The sequence below is a fragment of the Streptomyces flavochromogenes genome (assembly GCF_000717595.1).
Lineage (GTDB): Bacteria > Actinomycetota > Actinomycetes > Streptomycetales > Streptomycetaceae > Streptomyces > Streptomyces flavochromogenes.
Window position 1 is genome coordinate 195398 of record NZ_JNZO01000025.1, and the last position, 19471, is coordinate 214868.

Annotated in this window: 14 protein-coding genes and 2 pseudogenes; 10 read left to right on the forward strand and 6 right to left on the reverse strand. The window is 73.2% G+C overall.

What is annotated here, in order from left to right:
• Positions 1–3: 3 nt before the first annotated feature.
• Positions 4–1128, forward strand: a complete 1125-nt coding sequence (locus IF00_RS0129045) for a YihY/virulence factor BrkB family protein (RefSeq protein ID WP_078944885.1) — start codon at positions 4–6, stop codon at positions 1126–1128.
• 26 nt (positions 1129–1154) lie between these two features.
• Positions 1155–1928 (forward strand): helix-turn-helix domain-containing protein, encoded by a 774-nt coding sequence (locus tag IF00_RS0129050; RefSeq protein ID WP_030323091.1) that lies wholly within the window; start codon positions 1155–1157, stop codon positions 1926–1928.
• Here the strand turns inward: IF00_RS0129050 and IF00_RS44090 are convergent.
• Complete coding sequence (locus tag IF00_RS44090) at positions 1829–2266, reverse strand: VOC family protein (protein WP_078944886.1); 438 nt, start codon at positions 2264–2266, stop codon at positions 1829–1831. The genes IF00_RS0129050 and IF00_RS44090 overlap by 100 nt on opposite strands.
• Before the next feature lie 359 nt (positions 2267–2625).
• Between IF00_RS44090 and rsgA the strand changes: the two genes are divergently transcribed.
• Together rsgA and IF00_RS0129060 are read left to right on the forward strand one after the other, a co-directional pair.
• Entirely contained in the window at positions 2626–3738 is a 1113-nt protein-coding gene (gene rsgA / locus IF00_RS0129055; protein ID WP_030323092.1) for a ribosome small subunit-dependent GTPase A, read from the forward strand.
• A gap of 144 nt (positions 3739–3882) precedes the next feature.
• The gene (locus tag IF00_RS0129060) at positions 3883–5289 is read left to right on the forward strand and encodes a DNA-3-methyladenine glycosylase 2 family protein (RefSeq protein ID WP_037639283.1); all 1407 of its coding nucleotides are present in this window, start codon (positions 3883–3885) and stop codon (positions 5287–5289) included.
• On the opposite strand, the gene IF00_RS0129065 is transcribed toward IF00_RS0129060, so the two are convergent.
• The 3 genes from IF00_RS0129065 to IF00_RS0129075 form a co-directional block, all read right to left on the reverse strand.
• Positions 5210–5608: a PPOX class F420-dependent oxidoreductase gene (locus IF00_RS0129065; RefSeq protein WP_030323095.1), complete on the reverse strand. Its 399-nt coding sequence runs from the start codon at positions 5606–5608 to the stop codon at positions 5210–5212. The two genes, IF00_RS0129060 and IF00_RS0129065, sit on opposite strands and share 80 nt — an antisense overlap.
• Before the next feature lie 77 nt (positions 5609–5685).
• On the reverse strand, positions 5686–6168 hold the full coding sequence (locus tag IF00_RS0129070; protein ID WP_030323097.1) for a DUF456 domain-containing protein: 483 nt from the start codon (positions 6166–6168) through the stop codon (positions 5686–5688).
• A gap of 281 nt (positions 6169–6449) precedes the next feature.
• Positions 6450–7433, reverse strand: a complete 984-nt coding sequence (locus IF00_RS0129075; protein WP_030323099.1) for a helix-turn-helix transcriptional regulator — start codon at positions 7431–7433, stop codon at positions 6450–6452.
• A gap of 233 nt (positions 7434–7666) precedes the next feature.
• Between IF00_RS0129075 and IF00_RS0129080 the strand changes: the two genes are divergently transcribed.
• From IF00_RS0129080 to IF00_RS44095, 4 genes and pseudogenes are all read left to right on the forward strand, one after another.
• Positions 7667–11428, forward strand: coding sequence for a S8 family peptidase (locus IF00_RS0129080; RefSeq protein WP_030323101.1), 3762 nt, complete (start codon positions 7667–7669; stop codon positions 11426–11428).
• Between the two features lie 123 nt (positions 11429–11551).
• Entirely contained in the window at positions 11552–13120 is a 1569-nt protein-coding gene (locus IF00_RS0129085) for a protein phosphatase 2C domain-containing protein (RefSeq protein ID WP_030323102.1), read from the forward strand.
• A gap of 82 nt (positions 13121–13202) precedes the next feature.
• Positions 13203–14945, forward strand: coding sequence for a pyruvate dehydrogenase (locus IF00_RS0129090; protein ID WP_030323103.1), 1743 nt, complete (start codon positions 13203–13205; stop codon positions 14943–14945).
• 70 nt (positions 14946–15015) lie between these two features.
• Positions 15016–15417: pseudogene (locus tag IF00_RS44095) on the forward strand (ATP-binding protein); the annotation flags it as partial.
• A 59-nt stretch (positions 15418–15476) separates the two neighbouring features.
• On the opposite strand, the pseudogene IF00_RS0129095 reads toward IF00_RS44095, so the two are convergent.
• Positions 15477–16472, reverse strand: a pseudogene (locus IF00_RS0129095) (DUF2637 domain-containing protein); the annotation flags it as partial.
• Between the two features lie 204 nt (positions 16473–16676).
• On the reverse strand, positions 16677–17543 hold the full coding sequence (locus IF00_RS0129100) for a (2Fe-2S)-binding protein (protein ID WP_030323107.1): 867 nt from the start codon (positions 17541–17543) through the stop codon (positions 16677–16679).
• A gap of 194 nt (positions 17544–17737) precedes the next feature.
• Between IF00_RS0129100 and IF00_RS0129105 the strand changes: the two genes are divergently transcribed.
• Complete coding sequence (locus IF00_RS0129105; RefSeq protein ID WP_037639251.1) at positions 17738–18757, forward strand: GntR family transcriptional regulator; 1020 nt, start codon at positions 17738–17740, stop codon at positions 18755–18757.
• Positions 18758–18785: 28 nt separating this feature from the next.
• Complete coding sequence (locus IF00_RS0129110; RefSeq protein WP_158710530.1) at positions 18786–19463, forward strand: hypothetical protein; 678 nt, start codon at positions 18786–18788, stop codon at positions 19461–19463.
• Positions 19464–19471 lie beyond the last annotated feature (8 nt).

Consider the following 19471-nt stretch of genomic DNA (forward strand, 5'->3'; position numbering starts at 1 on the left):
CAGGTGCAGGCAGCAAGCGAAACACCCGAACGGCCCGAGCGGCGGCCCTGGAGCAGGCTCCACCGCGCGCGCGTCCTCTACCGCAACGTCTCGAAGCGGAAGATGGTCTGGCTGCTCCTCAAGGACACCGTCAACTCGTGCATCGAGTACCGGATCCTCGGCCTCGCCGCCGAGGCGGCGTTCTTCACCCTGCTGTCGCTGCCGCCGCTGCTCCTCGGCCTGATCGCCCTCCTCGGCTACGCCGACGACTGGACCAACACGGACACCGTCGCGAGCATCGAGGAGAACATCCTCCGCGCCGCCGGAACGGTCCTCTCCGACCGCGGTGTCCACGACATCGCGAAACCGCTCCTGGACGACGTGACCCAGGGCAAACGCCCCGAGCTGGTCTCCCTCGGCTTCGCGATCGCCCTCTGGTCCGGCTCACGCGCGGTGAACGTCTTCATCGACACCATCACCGTCATGTACGGGCTCGACGGCCACCGCGGCATCGTGAAGACCCGCCTCCTGGCCTTCCTGCTCTACATCGTGGCGCTGATCATCGGAGCGGTCGTGCTGCCCCTCGCGGTCGTCGGCCCCGACCGGGTCGTCGAACTCGTCCCCTGGGGCACCGAGGTCGTCGCCGTCCTCTACTGGCCGGCCGTCATCCTGCTCTCCATCGCCTTCCTCACCACGCTCTACCACGTGTCCGTGCCCGTCAGATCGCCGTGGATCGAGGACATCCCCGGCGCCCTCGTGGCGCTCGGGATGTGGGTCCTCGGCAGTTTCCTGCTGCGCATCTACCTCACCAGCCAGGTCGAGGGGCCGACGATCTACGGCTCCCTCGCCGCCCCCATCGCCGTCCTCCTCTGGATCGGCATCTCGGCCTTCGCCGTCCTGGTCGGCGCCGCCGTGAACGCGGCCATCGACCGTGTCTGGCCCTCCGTGGCCACGGCGGCGGCCCGCGAGGCCAACGAGCGGGCCCGCGCCATCCAGGCGGCGGAACTCGTCGCACGCGTGCGCGCGGAGGCGGAGGACGTCGACGAGGACGACCCGGACATGCCGTCCGAGTTCCCCGAGCGCTGGTCCCGTTTCCTGCCCCCGGACGACGTGAAGTCCCGCCTCCACTCCGGCTGGGAGAAGGACTGACCGGCCGGCGGGGCTATTTTTGACGTGTGTACGAGGAGCGCCCCGCCCTGCTCGACGGAGCCGTCCTGTGGACCCGGACCGCCGGCCCCGCCACGGACGGCGTCCGGCCCGTCCTGCCCGACGGCTGCATGGACCTGATCTGGGCCGACGGACACCTCCTCGTCGCCGGACCCGACACACGCGCGTACGTGCCGGCGGAGTTCGCCGCACGGTACGCGGGAATCCGCTTCGCCCCCGGTGACGCGCCCGGCTTCTTCGGCGTCCCGGCCCATGAGCTCCGCGACCGGCGCGTCGCCCTCGGCGCGCTGTGGGGCGAGGCCGAGGCACGACGGCTCGGCGAGCGGATCACCGAGGCCCCCGACCCGGCCACAGCCCTGGACGACCTCGTCCGGCTCCGTGCCGCCGGGGCCCCCGCGCCCGATCCCCTGCTCCGGGCCGTCGTGGCGCGCCTCGCGGCCGGCCGGGCGGTCGCCGAGACCGCCGACGCGGTCGGGATCGGTGCCCGGCAGCTGCACCGGCGGTCCCTGGACGCCTTCGGCTACGGTCCCAAGACCCTCGCCCGCGTCCTCCGGCTCCAGCGGGCCCTCGCCCTGGTCCTGGCCGGCGTGCCGTACGCCGACGCGGCGGTCCGGGCGGGCTGCGTCGACCAGGCCCATCTCGCACGCGAGACCAGGGCACTGGCCGGGATGACGCTCGGTGCCTACGTGGCGTCCGTGGCGGCAGTGGCCTCCGCGGCGGAGTCGGCCGAGTCGGCGAACAGCGAGACGCCCGAGCCGTCCGGGTCGAGGACCACGGCGTAACGCTGCCCCCAGACCGCGTCCCAGGGCTTCAGATGTCCCCGGTACCCGGCGCCGACCAGCTCGTCGTAGGCCGCGTCCACGGCCTCCGGCGCATCGCACCGGAAGGCGAGCTCGATCCGGTTGCCGCCCTCGGGCCGCTGCCATCCGGGGTCGAAGGAACGCACGACGTCCTCCGTGTCCCAGGCGATCCGCAGTCCGCCGGGCAGCGCGGCCTCCACGTGCGGGGCGGACTCGGCCCCGTCCGGGATCTCCAGGCCGAGACGGCGGTAGAAGGCGAGCGAGGCCGCCATGTCGGAGACGACGACGCCGATGAGGTCGAGGCGGGGTGCTGTGTTCATGGGAGCACGGTAGGCACGGGGCTCCCGCCGGGTCTTGTACGAATCGGACGCGCGGTCCGAGCAGGACGCGGCCGTCCCGCCGGCCCTGGGCGCAGTGGCCCGAGAGGCGCCTGAAGTGGCCTGAATAAAACCTGTGGCGCCTCTCGGCCCGGCCCGGCTACGGTGTCTCCCGTACAAGATCGCGACAGCGCGATCGTGACGCGAACACGCGCAAAGACACACAGGAGGTGTGACCGATGGCTGTCATCACGACGGGCCTTGCCCTCACGCAGAAGTTCATCCACACCACCTCCGTGGCCACCGGCTGACCTCACCGTTCCGACACACAGCGCCGGGGCCACCCCTGTGAAGGGTCCCCCTTGTCTTTCCCGCTTTCCCACGTCACCTCTTCCTCCTCGTCGCTCGAAGCCCACGGCTGGGACTCCGGCTGGGCCGAGTCCTTCGCTCCGTACGCCGCCCAGGGACTCGTCCCCGGCCGGGTGACCCGGGTCGACCGCGGTCAGTGCGACGTCGCCACCGCCGACGGGATCGTGCGCGCCGACACGGCGTTCGTGACCCCGCACGACCCGCTCCGGGTCATCTGCACCGGCGACTGGGCCGCCATCGACCCCGAGGGCGCAAGAGACCCCCGCTACGTACGGGCGTGCCTGCCGCGCCGTACGGCCTTCGCGCGGTCCACCTCGTCCAAGCGGTCCGAGGGGCAGATCCTCGCCGCCAACGTCGACCACGCCGTCATCACCGTCTCGCTCGCCGTCGAGCTCGACCTCGGCCGCATCGAGCGCTTCCTCGCCCTGGCGTGGGAGTCCGGTGCCCAGCCGACCGTCGTCCTCAGCAAGGCGGACCTCGTGCCCGACCCCGTCGGTCTCTCCTACCTCGTCGAAGACGTCGAGACGGTCGCCCCCGGCGTCCAGGTCGTGCCCCTGAGCTCGACCACGGGGGAGGGGCTCGACGTGCTGTCCGCGGTGGTCGCGGGCGGTACGACCGTGCTGCTCGGCGTCTCCGGCGCCGGGAAGTCGACCCTCGCCAACGCCCTCGTCGGCGAGGACGTCATGGACGTCCAGGCCGCCCGTGACATCGACGGCAAGGGCCGTCACACCACGACCACCCGCAACCTCTTCGTCCTCCCGACCGGGGGAGTCCTCATCGACACGCCCGGACTGCGCGGAGTCGGCCTCTGGGACGCGGAGACCGGCGTCGGCCAGGTCTTCTCCGAGATCGAGGAACTGGCGGGGAACTGCCGCTTCCACGACTGCGCGCACGAGTCGGAGCCCGGCTGCGCGGTGGCCGCCGCGATCGAGGACGGTTCGCTGCCGGTGCGCCGCCTGGAGAGCTACCGCAAGCTCATCCGGGAGAACCAGCGGATCGTGGCCAAGACCGACGCCCGCGTGCGCAGCGAGATCCTCAAGGACTGGAAGCGCAAGGGCGCCGAGGGCCGCCACGCCATGGAGATGAAGCGCGGGCGCGTCCGGTAACGGGTGCGGGGGCGCGTGCGGGTGCACGGGGGAGGCGCGTCGGCCGGCGCCCGCGAGGGCGTCGGCCCGGCCCCTCCCCGCTCCCGCACCGCCGTGTCCGAAAACCGCGAGCCGGGGGTCGTCGGCCGTCGCACACTGGGAGACGTGAAGGACGACGAAACCCGCTACGAGGCGGTCAGCAGCAGGGACGCGCGGTTCGACGGAGAGTTCTTCTTCGCCGTTCGCACCACCGGCATCTACTGCCGCCCCAGCTGCCCCGCGGTCACCCCCAAACGGCAGAACGTCGCGTTCTTCCCGACGGCCGCCGCCGCCCAAGGCCACGGCTTCCGGGCCTGCCGCCGCTGCCGTCCGGACGCCGTGCCCGGCTCCGCCGCCTGGGACGTACGGGCCGATGTCGTCGGGCGCGCGATGCGGATGATCGGTGACGGCGTCGTCGACCGCGAAGGCGTACCCGGCCTGGCCGGACGTCTCGGCTACAGCACCCGGCAGGTGCAGCGCCAGCTCACCGCCGAACTCGGCGCCGGACCCGTCGCGCTCGCCCGCGCCCAGCGGGCGCACACCGCGCGGCTGCTCCTCCAGACCACCGGGCTGCCGGTGACCGAGATCGCCTTCGCGGCCGGCTTCGCCAGCGTCCGCCAGTTCAACGAGACGATCCGCGCCGTCTACGCCCGCACCCCCAGCGCGCTGCGCGCCGAGGCCGGCAGCGGCGCCGGAGCCCGTACCGCACTCGCCGCCGGGGTGCCGCTGCGGCTCGCCCACCGGGGTCCGTACGCCGCCGGCGAGGTCTTCGACCTGCTCGCGGCCGAGGCCGTGCCCCGCGTGGAGGAGGTCGTCGGCGCCCCCGGCACCCGCACCTACCGGCGCACCCTCCGCCTCCCGTACGGCACCGGGATCGTCTCCGTCGACGAGCGCTCCGCCGGACGCTGGCTGGAGGCACGGATCCACCTCACCGAGCTGCGCGACCTGACCACCGCCGTGCACCGGCTGCGCCGCCTCTTCGACCTGGACGCCGACCCGTACGCCGTCGCCGAGCGTCTCGGCGCGGCCCCCGGGCTCGCCGCCGAGGTGGCCGCCCGGCCCGGCGTACGGTCCCCGGGGACGGCCGAGCCCGAGGAGTTCGCGCTGCGGACGCTGCTCGGCGCGGCGGAGTCCGCCCGGGTCGTCGAGGCGCACGGCACCCCGCTGGCCACCGGCTGCGGCAGCCTCACCCATGTCTTCCCGGAGCCCGGGGCGCTGACCGGCCACCCCGTCGCGGGCCCGCTGGCCCGCGCGCTCGCCGACGGAGCCGTACGTCTCGACCCCGGCGCCGACCGCGACGAGGCCGAGGCCGCCCTCCGTGCCGTCCCCGGAGTGACCGCCGAGGCCGCCGCCCTCATCCGGATGCGGGCCCTCGGCGACCCCGACGTACCCCCGGCGGGCGTCCCGACCATGGAGGAGTGGCGGCCGTGGCGCTCGTACGCCGCCCGCTACCTCAGGACTCCGCTCCCGGGGGCTCCTCAAGACCCCAGCTGTGGATCCGGCGCGGACGGATCCGGATCACCTCCTCGCTGAAGTGCGGGCCCAGCGTGTGCGGACCGACCAGGAGCTCCGCCTCGCCCCGGATCTCGACGCCCCGCACCCGCCAGGGGCGGACGCTCGCGAGATCGTCCACGACCAGCGCCACCTTCGGGTTCGCCCGCAGATTGCGCCACTTCTTCGTACGGCCCATCGCGAGGCCGCCCACCAGGACCGTGCCGTCCTCCTGCGGGAAGAAGCCCACCGGGTTGACCTGGGGCTGACCGGAAGGGTCGACCGTGGCCATCCGGGCGAGCTGCCGGCCGCCCGCGAGATAGGCGCGTTCCGCCGCGCTGAAGCCCTCGAAATCCCTCATGGGACCAGCATCGCGCCGCCGGGCCCCGTGCGGATCGGCAGCCGGGCCCACCCCGCCTCCCCCATCCGTCCTAGGACTCAGCCCCAGAGCACCGCCCCCGCCCACGCCCCCACGATGAGCAGGCAGGAGAACAGCTCCACCAGGACGCTCGTGCCGGCCGCCCGCATCACCGCCCGGGTCGCCGCCCTGGCCTGGCCGTGGCCGCCCAGCCGGAGGCGTTCCGAGAGGTAGATCCCGCCGACGAAGCCGGGGATCGCGCCGAGCACCGGCACCAGGACGAAGCCGAGGAGGGCGCCGACACCGGCGTACGTCACCATCCGCCGGGTGATGCCCACGCCCCGGAAACGCCGGGGTGGCAGCTGCCAGACGACCACCTGGGTGAGCAGCAGCAGACCGGTCGTGGAGGCGAGCAGGATCCAGGCGAGATCGGTCCGCTCGTGCAGGGACCACCAGAGCATCGCGGCCCACACCAGCCACGTCCCCGGCACGCCGGGGGCCAGCACCCCGAACACACCGAGCAGCATCACGGTCGCGACCATCAGGAGCTGCCACACACCCACGCGCCCAGGGTCTCCCACAACCGGCGTCCGCGCAGGTCGCGGCGGGCATCCGGGTACGACGGGGGCATCCCGGCCCCCCGATCGGCGCACGCGCCGGTGCCGCGCACGGAACCGCTATGGCGCACCTACCCGGCGTCGCTCGCTACCCGGCGTCGCTCGCTACGCGGCGTCGCCCCGCACCCGGCGTCGCCCCGCACCCGGCGTCGCCCCGCACCCGGTACGGCGCGGCGCCTGCGGGCGGGCTCCGGCGCGGTCCCGCGCGGGTGCGCCGACGCGGCCGCTCAGCCGCGCGCCACCCAGCCCTTCTCGTACGCGTGCCAGCCCAGCTGCAGCCGGGTCGTCACCCCGGTGAGCTCCATCAGGCCCTTCACCCGGCGCTGCACCGTCCGGAGCCCCAGGTCCAGCTGCTTGGCCACGCTCGCGTCCGTCATCCCGGCGAGCAGCAGCGACAGGATCTCCAGGTCCATGACGTCCGGACCGGGCGCCTCCTCCTCGGTGATCTGCGCACCCGCCCCGAGTCTCAGCGGCAGCGCGTCGCGCCACACCGACTCGAACAGACCCATCAGCGATTCCAGGAGCCCGCTCGCGTGCACCACGATCGCCGCGGGCTCCGCTCCCCGCCCGGTCAGCGGCACCATGGCGAGGGACCGGTCGGCGACCACCAGCTTGGTGGGGACCCTGTCCGCGACCCGGACGCGCTCCTCGCGGCCGAGCGCCGCCGAGAGCTCCAGCAGCCCGGTCGGGAGGGTGAGCACCTCACGTTCGAGCACCACCCGATAGCGCACCCCCCGCCCGGCCGCCTGCTCCTCCGCGTCGTTCTCCATGCCGGAGACCGCGATCGGCTTGCCCGTCACCAGGGCGCAGACCTCCTCCTGCGCGCCCAGCTGGAGCTGGAGGAAGCGGTGGGTGACGGCGCTCGCGCCGGTCACCACCTCCACCAGGTCGTGCACGGCCGCCTCCGCCGCCTCCGCCCGGTACTCCTCGGCCAGCAGCGCCGCCGCCAGCTCCGCCTGCTCCAGCTCGTGGCGCTGCTGGGTGAGGAGGGCGCCCAGGGCCACCCCCGGCGGCGCCGCCACCCACCGTCCGGTCCTGGCCGAGGACTGCGCGGCCAGGCCCTGCGACTCCAGGCGGCGCAGCGCCCGCTCGGTGTCCAGCTCCGGCAGCGCCAGCCGGTGCGCCAGGTCGGTCACCTCGGCCGCGCCCAGCGCGACCAGCGCCCGGTAAGCGGACTCCTGGCGTTCATCGAGTCCTATCGCTCCCAGCATGGATGCCCCACCCCTCGCCCTACCTCCGGCGGCGAGCCCCGGATCTTCCCAGGACATTCACCGGAGGCATTCGTTCCGTTGGTGACCTGGCGGGAAACGGCCACGGCGTATTCCCGCCTCGCCCATCATCCCTGTACCGCCCTCACCTCTGCCAATGTGGCGCCACCGCAGCACCAACAGCCTCCGGAGACGGGTGTCTTGTGCCCTTTTTCCGGAATCAGATGGGGAGAGCGATGCGCCCGATTTCGCGTACGGCCCTGGGGGCGGCGACCGCCGTCGTCCTGGCCGTCACCGCGGTCGCGCCGTCCGTGGCGAACGAGCCGCAGGACGCCACGGCCGGCAAGCGACCGCCGGCAGGGAGCGAGGCCGCGGCCCGCGCCGGGGACCGTCCCGTCACGGTGACCCTGGTCACCGGGGACCGCGTCGTGGTCGGCCGCGACGCCGACGGCAACCCCTCCGCCACCGCCCTGCCGCGCGAGGACGGAACCGTCCCCCTGGTGCAGACCCGCCGCTCCGGCCAGGACCTGTACGTCTACCCCGAGGGCGCCACCGCCGCGCTCGCCGCGGGCCGCGTCGACCAGGAGCTCTTCAACGTCACCGGCCTCGTCCGGCAGGGCTACGACGACGCCGCCAGCACGACGCTGCCCCTCATCGCGGTCTACGGCTCCGACCTCGCCCGCTCCGTCCCCGCCGCCCCGCGCGGCGCGCGGCGCGGCCAGGTCCTCAAGACCGTCGACGGCGTCGCGCTCAAGGCGGAGAAGAAGCAGGCCGCCACGTTCTGGGCCGAGGTGAACACCCCCACGGCCCGCTCCGCCTCCGGCATCACGAAGCTCTGGCTCGACCGCAAGGTCCAGGCCACCCTGGAACGCTCGACGAAGCAGGTCCACGCTCCCGAGGCCTGGGCCGCCGGCTACGACGGCGCGGGCACCAAGGTCGCCGTCCTCGACACCGGCGCCGACGCCGAGCACCCCGACCTCAAGGGCCGGATCGCCGCCTCGGAGAACTTCACCGACTCCGACAGCGCCGACGACCGCCAGGGTCACGGCACGCACACCCTCTCCACCGTCGGCGGCTCCGGCGCCGCGAGCGACGGCAGGAAGAAGGGCGTCGCGCCCGGCGCGGCCCTCCTCAACGGCAAGGTCCTCAACGACTCCGGCTCCGGCGCCGCCTCCTGGATCATCGCGGGCATGGAATGGGCCGTCGCCCAGGGCGCCGACGTCGTCTCCATGAGCCTCGGCAGCCCCGTACCCACCGACTGCACCGACCCGATGAGCCTCGCGGCCGAGGAACTCGCCCGGAACAAGGGCACGTTGTTCGTCATCGCCGCCGGCAACTCGGGACCCACCCTCAACACGGTCTCCTCGCCCGGCTGCGCGCCCAGTGTGCTCACCGTCGGCGCCACCGACCGCGACGACTCCACCGCGTACTTCTCCAGCCGCGGCCCGACGATCGTCAACCACACCCTCAAGCCCGAGATAGCGGCGCCCGGCGTCGGCATCTCCGCCGCCGCGGCCGGCGGCCGCGGCGTGTACGCCTACCAGTCCATGTCCGGTACGTCGATGGCCACCCCGCACGTCGCGGGCGCCGCCGCCATCGTCAAGCAGCGCCACCCCGACTGGACCGCCCAGCAGGTCAAGGCCGCGCTCGTCGCCTCCGCCGAGAGCTCCGTCCCCGGCGACGTCCGCGAGGTCGGCGGCGGCCGCCTCGACGTCAAGGCCGCGATCGACCAGACGGTCCTCGGCTCGCCGGCGGTCCAGGGGGGCACCTACAACTGGCCGCAGGACAAGACCGACCGCACCACGGTCTCCGTCCCGTACACCAACACCTCGGGCGCCCCGGTCACCCTGAACCTGGCCGTCGAGAAGGTCACCGGCAACGACGGCTCCACCGTGCGGAGTTCGGTCGCCCGCCTCGGCAAGCGCACCGTCACCGTCCCCGCCGGCGCCACCGTCCAGGTCCCGCTGGAGCTCGACCCCACGGCCCGCCTCGACCGCGCCCAGTACGGCGACGTCACCGGCCGCGTGATCGCCACCGGCAAGGGCGGCGTCCACGTCTCCACCCCGTTCTCGCTCTTCGTCGAGCCCGAAACGGTCACCCTCCGCGTCAAGTTGCTCGACCGTCAGGGCAGGCCCGCCGCCGGAGCCTCCTCCCTCGACGTGATCGGCACCGACGTGGCCGGCGGTGAGCGCCGCTTCAACGACGGCGCCGCCGACCAGGTCTACCGCGTGCGCCCCGGCCGCTACTTCCTCTCCTCCTTCGTCACCACCCCCGACGCGGGTGAGGGTGCCACGCTGAACGACTCGCTCAGCTACCTCGGCCGCCCGCAGCTGGAGGTGAAGAAGGACACCACCGTCGTCCTCGACGCCCGCAAGGCCCACAAGCTGTCCGTCGCGACGGACAAGGCCTCCGAGGCCCGTGGCACCACCCTCGCGTTCGCCCGGTCGTGGGACGACTTCTGGCTGCACGCCGGCACCGCCGCCGGCGGGCGCACCATCCGCGGCTACTACGCCTCCGTCGAAGGCGCGGCCACCGAGGGCGACTTCGAGTTCGGCAGCTACTGGCGCAAGGCCGCCCCGCTGATCTCCTCGCTCAGGACCACCGACGGCCTGACCCTGCACCCGGTCACCGCCTCCACCGGCTCCGACAACCTCGACGGCACCGGCTCCGCCGGTCTCGTGGACGCCGGCACCGGAACCCCCGAGGAGCTCAAGGCCGCCGGTGTCCAGGGACGCATCGCCCTGGTCCGCTTCCCCGACACCTCCGGCTCGGCGTCGACGGTGGCCCGCAACGCCAAGGCCGCGGGCGCGGTGGCCGTCCTCGCGTACCGCACCGGCCCCGGCCGCTGGTACCCCACGGGCGGCTTCACCGGCGCCGGGTTCCCGGTCCTCGCCGTGGACTCCGCCGAGGGCGCGGCCCTGCTCGGCAAGCTCGCCGCCGGTGAGGTCGGCCTCTCCTGGAAGGCCACGGCGAAGAGCCCGTACCTCTACAACCTCGCCTTCCCCGAGAAGGGGTCGATCCGCGGCGACAGGAACTACCGCGTCCGTGACGGGCAGCTCGGGCGCACCGAGTCCACCTACCGGGCCATGGGCCTCGCCAACGACTTCATCGACTTCAGCGGCGCCTCCCGGCCCAACGGCACGTCCGTCTCCTTCGGCGACCTCGCGCCGGTCTCCGCGCCGGGCACCCGCACCGAGTACTACACCGCCGGTGACACCGGCTGGGACCGGATGCTGTCCTCCAGCTTCCCCTTCGGCGAGTACATGATCGGCGCCCCGCACGTGTACAAGGCCGGCGAGCGGCGCACCGAGAGCTGGTACGACGGCGTCGTCGCTCCCACCGCCCCGCGCGACAGCACCGGCAAGCCGGTCCTCGTCGCCGAGCGCCAGGGCAACTACATCGGCTTCTCCGCCGCGATCTGGGGCGACAACACCCACCACGGCGAGGCCGGTTCCTTCGGTGACATCGGTGGCATCCGCCTCAGCCGCGACGGTGAGGTGCTCGGCGAGAGCGGCTGGCCGTTCGGAGCCTTCCCGGTGCCCGCCGAGAAGGGGACGTACACCCTCGAACAGAACGTCATGAAGATCGGGAGCAAGGTGTGGGCCCGCTCCCTTTCCGTCAACTCGGTCTGGAAATTCACCTCCAAGCTTGACGAGAGCGTCTATTCTCAGGGCATCCCGATTCTCTTCCCCCGGTACGACCTTCCGGAGGACGGACTCAAGACCCTCGCCGCGACCGACGGCCAGCACATCGGCCTCACCGCGACGGGTCACGCGGGCTACACCCCCGCGGCGCTCACCTCGGCCAGGCTCTCGTACTCCTACGACGGGGGCGCGACCTGGACCGAAGCGCAGGTCTCTCAGCAGGGCGGCCACTGGACCGCGACCGTGAACCACACGGGCGCGACCGGTAAGCAGGTCACCCTGAAGACCGAACTGACGGACGCCAACGGCAACTCCGTCACCCAGACCGTGGTCCGCGCCTACGACGTGCGCTGATCACGCCGGTCCGCCGGGCGTCCTTCCCGTGGGGGGTGGGGCCGCCCGGCGGACCACCCATTTGCAGCAACGGTTTTCCTGATGTCCCGTTTTCGGGCGCCCCGCGCGGTGGACAATAAGGGCATGACTCAGCAGGGGGACGACAACTGGTGGGACAAGCTCTACGACGAGTCGGCGCCGGACACGGCCCCGACGGCGTCGGGTGACACCCTCGACGACCACTTCACCACGGCGACCCGGGCCACCACGGGCCCGCCGGGCGCGACTCCGGGCCCGACGCCGGACCCGTGGACCACGGCGGCCGTCCCGCGCCCGGTGACGCCGCCGAGCCCTCCCGCCATACCGCCGAGCCCTCCCGCCGCACCGCCTTCGCCGCCGTCGGCCGCCCCGCCGCCCCCGTCGCCCGGCTCCGCCGCGCCCCTCGTGCCCGGGCGGGCGCCCTGGGAGGCACGGCAGGAGGGCCCGCATACCTTTCCCGCCCCGCCGCCTCCGCCCGCCCCGCCCGTCGAGACGCCCACCGTCCAGGTGCAGGTCCCCGGGAGACCGGACCACCGCGAGGGGCCCGAGCCGGATCCCGCGTCCGAGCCCGTGTCCGACGCGGTGTCCGATTCCGCGACCGGTGCCGGGTACGGGGACGAGGCCACGACCGGCGGTCCCGACTCCGGCTCCGGCCCCATCGCCGCGGTCTCCGTGCCCCGGCCCCGTACCGGACACGTCGGGAGCCGTCCGCCCACCTACGAGCCCGAGCCGACCGCGCTGCCCGTAGCCCGGCCCGGGGAGCTCGGCGAGCTGGTGTCCGACACCGTGCTCGACGGCGCCCGGTATGGCACCTGCACCCTGCGGGCCGCCTCCGTACGGGGTGACTCGGCGCGCTACCGGGGCGAGCCCCGCCGCGACGCCCTGCTCACCGCCCGCTTCGGCCACGACGAGACGGCGCTCGTCCTCGTCGCCGTCGCCGCGGGCTCCCGCGCCGCCGAGGACGCCCATCTCGCCGCCGCCGACGCCTGCCAGTGGATCGCCGAGGCCGTCTGCCGCAGCCACGCCCGGCTCTCCGAGGACATCAGGACCGGCCGCCGCGGCGACCTCAAGTCGGGACTGCACCGGCTCACCGACCGTACGTACGGCAAGCTCCGCACCCGCGCCGCCGAGCGCGGCCTCGCCCCCGACGAGTACACCGCGACCCTCCGCTGTCTGCTGGTCCCCGCCGACCCCGACTGCCGCACCCGGGTCTTCTTCGGCGTCGGCGGCGGCGGTCTCTTCCGGCTCCGCGACGGCTCCTGGCAGGACATCGAACCGCTCCTGCCCGAGCCGGCCGCCGTCACCGGCGCCCCCGTCGTGGGCTTCGGCTCGCCGCCCCCGCAGGACACCGCATCCGAGACCGAGGAGGGCGACCGGCTCACCATGGACCTCGGCATCACGACCGCGCCGGGACCGCTCGTCGAGGAGCCCGTACCACCGCCCGCCGAGCCGTTCCGCTTCCGCGCCTCCGTCGCCCGCCCCGGCGACACGCTGCTCCTCGCCTCGCCCGGGCTGGCGGAGCCGATGCGCGGCGAACCCGCGCTCGCCCGCGAGCTCGCCGCCCGCTGGGCCGGCGCCGAGGCGCCCGGCCTGGCCGCGTTCCTCGCCGACACCCAGCTGAGGGTGACCGGTTACGCCGACGACCGTACGGGGGTGGGTGTCTGGGAGACGTGATCCACCGGACGTCATCCGCCGGACGCACCCGCCGGACGTAATCCGCCGGGCACAACCCGCCGGGCCGTGTGTTGATGGAGCCATGGCCAAACAGAACGTGGCGGAGCAGTTCGTCGACATCCTCGTCCGCGCGGGAGTCCGGCGCCTGTACGGCGTCGTCGGTGACAGCCTGAACCCGGTCGTCGACGCGATCCGCCGCACCCCCTCGCTCGACTGGATCCAGGTGCGGCACGAGGAGACCGCGGCCTTCGCCGCCGGCGCCGAGGCCCAGATCACCGGTGGCCTCGCCGCCTGCGCCGGATCCTGCGGCCCGGGGAACCTGCACCTCATCAACGGCCTGTACGACGCCCACCGCTCGATGGCCCCCGTGCTGGCCCTCGCCTCGCACATCCCGTCGAGCGAGATCGGTCTGGGCTACTTCCAGGAGACTCACCCCGACCAGCTGTTCCGCGAGTGCAGCCACTACAGCGAACTCATCTCCAACCCGAAGCAGATGCCCCGGCTGCTCCACACCGCGATCCAGCACGCCGTCGGCCGCGGCGGCGTCAGCGTGGTCGCGCTGCCCGGTGACATCGCCTCCCAGCCGGCGCCGGAGAAGGCGGTGGAGACCGCGCTCGTCACCTCCCGGCCGACCGTCCGTCCGGGAGACGCCGAGATCGACGCCCTGGTCCGGATGATCGACGCGGCCGACCGGGTGACGCTCTTCTGCGGCAGCGGGACGGCCGGGGCGCACCCCGAGGTGATGCAGTTCGCCGAGCGGATCAAGTCACCGGTCGGCCACGCCCTGCGCGGCAAGGAGTGGATCCAGTACGACAATCCGTACGACGTCGGCATGAGCGGACTGCTCGGCTACGGCGCCGCGTACGAGGCCACGCACGAGTGCGACCTGCTGATCCTGCTCGGCACGGACTTCCCGTACAACGCCTTCCTGCCCGACGACGTCAAGATCGTGCAGGTGGACGTCCGGCCCGAGCGCCTCGGCCGTCGGTCCCTGCTCGACCTCGCCGTCTGGGGCGACGTCCGGGAGACCCTGCGGTGTGTGATCCCCCGTGTCCGGGCGAAGACCGACCGGCGCTTCCTCGACAAGATGCTCAAGAAGCACGCCGACGCGCTCGAAGGCGTGGTCAAGGCCTATACCCGCAAAGTCGAGAAACACGTCCCGGTCCACCCCGAGTACGTGGCCTCCGTGATCGACGAACTCGCCGACGACGACGCCGTGTTCACGGTGGACACCGGCATGTGCAACGTCTGGGCGGCCCGCTACCTCAGCCCCAACGGGCGGCGCAGGATCATCGGTTCGTTCAGTCACGGCTCGATGGCGAACGCGCTGCCGCAGGCCATCGGCGCTCAGTTCACCGACCGGAACCGGCAGGTCGTCTCGCTCTCCGGCGACGGCGGATTCTCCATGCTGATGGGCGACTTCCTCACCCTCGTGCAGTACGACCTGCCGGTGAAGGTGATCGTCTTCAACAACTCCTCGCTCGGCATGGTCGAACTGGAGATGCTGGTCTCCGGGCTTCCCTCGTACGGAACGACGAACAAGAACCCGGACTTCGCGGCCATCGCCCGCGCAGCCGGGGCCTACGGCGTACGGGTCGAGAAGCCCAAGCATCTGACGAGCGCCCTCAAGGACGCCTTCAAGCACAAGGGTCCGGCCCTGGTGGACGTCGTCACCGACCCCAACGCGCTCTCCATCCCCCCGAAGATCAGCGCCGACATGGTGACCGGCTTCGCCCTCTCGGCCAGCAAGATCGTCCTGGACGGGGGAGTGGGCCGGATGCTCCAGATGGCCCGCTCCAACCTGCGCAACGTGCCCCGACTCTGAGGGAATGCGGACGATTTGGCGGGGCATGCATCCCCGTGAGCCTGTTCGACGCGATCTGTGGGTGGGGGATATGGCCGGGGAGGCACGACAGCCGACTCAACTGCTCAGAAAGGTGGGAGGCGCCGATCTCACCGCGGTGCCCGAGGTGCGACATGCCTTACGGGAACTGCTGGGGAAATGGGGCCGACCGGGCGCATCCGACGTGGCGGAACTGCTCACCAGCGAGCTGGTGACCAACGCCCTGATCCACACCGAGCACGGGGCCGTCGTGACCGCGACCGTCGTCCCCGAGCAGCTGAGGGTCGAGGTCCGCGACTTCGTCCCCGGCCTCGCGCCACCGCACGTACCGCCCGCCGACGACGGTACGCACGGCAGGGGGCTGATCCTCGTCGAGGCCCTGGCCGACTCCTGGGGCGTCGAGAACCACGGGGTGGGCAAGGTGGTCTGGTTCGAACTGAACGGCGGGGGCGCCCGGGAGGGGGGCCCCCCCGGGGGGTGCGGGCGGGGGGGGTGGTTAGCCCGACAAGCGCTTACGGCTTGGAGGGAGGGCCGGGGTCGAAGCGGCAGTTGTCCCGGATCCGCTATGGCCGGTTCCGCGACGGCGGCCTGCACGGACGCCGAAGCGGAACCGGAACCCGACCCGGTGCCGGAACCCGAACCCGGGCCCGTACCGGTGCCCGTGGAGGCGTTGAGCGCCGCCATCTCCACCTGACGCCCGCCGCCCCGGCCGAGCCCGAAGGCGCGGTGCTGGCGGTTGATCGCCTTCAGCCGTGCCCGGTCGAGCTTGACCTGGTCGCGCCGGCGGATCCGGTTCTGCTCCTTCTCCCGCCGGTCCTCGCGCACCTCGTCGACGGCCTCGTCCAGGGTCCGTACGCCCTCCAGAAGCATCAGCGACCAGGCGGCGAACGTCTCCCGGGGTGCCCTCATCCACCGCACGATCCGGATCTGCGGCAGCGGGCGGGGCACCAGGCCCTGCTCGCGCAGCGCGGCCCTGCGGGTCTGCTTGAGCGCCCGGTCGAAGAGGACCGCCGCCGAGAGGGACATCCCCGCGAAGAACTGCGGAGCCCCGTCGTGGCCCAGGCCGCGCGGGGCGTGCACCCAGTTGAACCAGGCCGCCGCGCCCGCGAACAGCCAGACGAGCAGCCGCGAGCCGAGGGCCGCGTCGCCGTGACTGGCCTCGCGGACCGCGAGCACCGAGCAGAACATGGCGGCGCCGTCGAGGCCGAAGGGGACGAGGTACTCCCATCCCCCGGTGAGGTTGAGGTTCTGCCGGCCGAAGCCGACGAGTCCGTGGAAGGACAGGGCCGCGGCGACCGCGGCACAGCAGAAGAGGAGGACGTAGGAAGCGGTGCCGTACACGGCTTCCTTGCGTCTGCGGCGCTCCTCGCTGCGTTCCCAGGAGTCCTCGGCCGCGGCCTGGTCACCGGCGCGCTTCCCGCGCGCGAGCACCGCCACCGCCGTCAGGACTCCGGCCACCATGACGCCACCCGGAAGCAGCCAGTCCAGCGATATGTCGGTCAGTCTCATGCGGTGTCCCTTGCATCGCAGTAGGGCGTTTGGCGGCCCATACTGGCCGACCCCGTGGGGTGCTCAAGGGGTTTCCGGGCAAGAGCACGCCATCGGGGCGCCATGACATACGAATAGGTGCGATCTGATCGAACACCCATGCAGGGCAACGGAGTTGGGTTCGAATTACGCCACCCTTCCGGGTGGCGTAATCACTCGGGAGCCTCAGGCGGCCGCGGTGAGCCGGCGAACCCGGTCGGCGTCGCACGTACGGGGACAGGTGAGGCAGGTGTCCTCGGGGCGCAGCGTGTAGAAGAAGCAGCAGGTCGCCCGGTCGCGCGTGGCGCGCGGGGCGCCGTCCGGCCCCTCGGTGCCGGGCAGTTCGCGGAAGCCCGCCGCGCCCGCGTAGGGCTTGTACGGCTTGACGGTGCCCGGCATCAGGAGGTCGAGCTCGTCCATCGCCCGCCGCTCCTCGCCGAACAGGGCGCCGACGTACCAGAGGCCCTCGACGATCTCGTCCGTGGCCATTCCCCACAGGGCACGGCGGCCGCGCCGCATCCGGGAGCCGAAGCCGTCGAGGATCGCCTCGAAGTGTTCGGCGAGCGAGGCGCGCACCTCGGCCCGCAGCGCGTCCTCGTCGGCGACCACCCGGGCGCCGGGGAGCGACGCCGCGGGGTCGCCGGGCAGGCAGGCGAACTCCTCCACCCGGACGGCCATCCGCCCGAGGGCCCGCTGGAACGACACGTTCCCGGCGGGCAGCCGGGGCACCCTGCGGTCCAGGAACCAGGGGACGGTGACGAGCAGACAGGCGGGCCAGGCGTACCGGTGCAGTCCGAAGCTGGCGACGACGTCGGGGCGGGCCCGGGTGCCGTAGTCGCGCAGCACCTGCGCGTTGTCCCAGGCGAGGAAGGCGTCGAGGTCGGGGCCGCCGGCCGCGAGCTCGTCCGCGCCGACCCAGCCCGCGCCGCGCGGCAGCCGCTCGCCGCGGACGTGTTCCTCTATCCGGAGATGGGGGAAGACCTCGGCGAGCCGGGCGTAGGAGGCCGCGACGGGCGAGGTCGGAGAGGCGGGCAACAGGGCGGGGACGGTCATGCGGACCACCGAATCGCGAGCGTTGGCAGGTTAGCCTTACCTTACCCGATTCGGAGTCACCTCTCACCACGGGGCAAGGCGCCCCGACCAGCGAGGCAGCCCTCACACCTCTGATGTCGGTCCGTTCGCCTATGGTGCACAGAGGACCCGCACGAAGCGAGCCGGGTCCGGCACGAGGCCGCAGGAGGACCCGGGTGGAGCAGGGCGCAGCGCGCGAGCGGGCGACGGAGAGGCCGTCCCCGCCCTTCGGCGACGCCGCCCGGGGCGCTGAGGAGGCCGCACGAGTGCCGGAGCAGGCGCGTGGCACCGGACGGCCTCCGGGTGGCGTCGAGCCGGCTTTCGGCGAGGGGCGGTCCTGTGGCGGCGAGTCCGCCCGGGGCGAGTCGGGTCGGGGCGGGTCGGCGGGTGCCGAGTCGGTCCGGTCGGAGTCCGCCCGCGGAGAGTCAGGTCGGGGCGGGTCGGTCCGCTCGGATTCGGCGCGTGCCGAGTCCGCCCGGGGGGAACACACCCACTGCGAGCCGGACACCCCCGGTGCTCTCCGGGCGCCCGGCCCGGCCCCGGCTTCCGTCTGCTCATCCGTCCCCGCGGCCCGTGTCGTACGGCACTCCGTCCGCAGCCAGATCCTCGACGCGCTCCGCACCGCCCTCGTCGGTGGCGAGCTCGTCCCCGGCGAGGTGTACTCCGCTCCCGCCCTCGGCGAGCGGTTCGGCGTCTCGGCCACCCCGGTCCGCGAGGCCATGCAGCGCCTCGCCGTCGAGGGCGCCGTCGAGGTCGTGCCGAACCGCGGCTTCCGCGTCACCGAACGGACCCCCCGCGAGCTGGCCGAACTCGCCGAGGTCCGCGCGCTCATCGAGGTCCCCGTCATGCTGCGGCTCGCCCGCACGGTCCCGGCCGCCCGCTGGGCCGAGCTCCGCCCGCTCGCCGAGGCGACCTCGACCGCCGCGGCCCGGGGCGACCGCGCCCACTACGCCGAGGCCGACCGGGCCTTCCACCGGGCCGTCCTCTCCCTCGCGGGGAACGAGCAGTTGCTCGCCGTCGCCGACGACCTCCACCGCCGTTCCCAGTGGCCCCTGATCAGCGCGCCCGTCGTCCGCCACGGTGTGCTCGTCGCCGACGCCGCCGAGCACACCGCCCTGCTCGACGCCCTGATCGCCCAGGACCTTCCGGTCGTCGAATCGCTCGTACGCGAACACTTCACCGGCTCGAACGCCTGAGCCCTGCGGCCCGCTAAGGTTGATGATCATGTCAACCGGCAGAGCCGCAGGGGGAATCAGGATGAGGACGGGCGTACGGGGGATCGCCGTCGCGGCGGCCATGGTGGCCGCACTCACGGGTTGCGGCGGTGACGGCGACGCGACCGAGGCCGTCACCGGGACCGGGGGCGGCGAGGAGAAGTACCAGCCCGCCGCGCTGGACGCGACCGGGCTGATCAACGCCCTCCCGCTGTCGTCCGATTTCAGCAGCGGCACGTACAGCGGCGGCGACGCCGAGCTGGTCCCGGAGGCCGAGGCCGCGGAGTTCTGCTCCAAGAAGATGGAGGACGTGGACTGCGCCGGAGTGAAGGGCGCCGGTATCAAGGACCTGGCCCTGGTCGGCTCCTCCTCCGAGAAGACGGCCACGTTCACGCTCTACGGCTTCGGCACGGAGGCGCAGGCGACCGCCGTACTGAAGGCGGTGGAGAAGGTGAGGAAGACGTCGCAGGGCGAGGCCGGCCCCTTCACACCGGTGAAGGTCGAGACCGGGGCCGACGAGACCTTCGCCTTCGAGCGTGACGAGTACGTCGGTGTCTACATGCGCGTCGGCACCGTGGTGTCCTACGTGAGCACCTACCGGTTCGGACCGGAGCAGGCCCAAAGCGCCGCCCAGGTCCAGCTCGGCCGGCTCCAGGTCGTCGCCGCGGGCGGCGACCCCGACGCCTGACCCGCCCG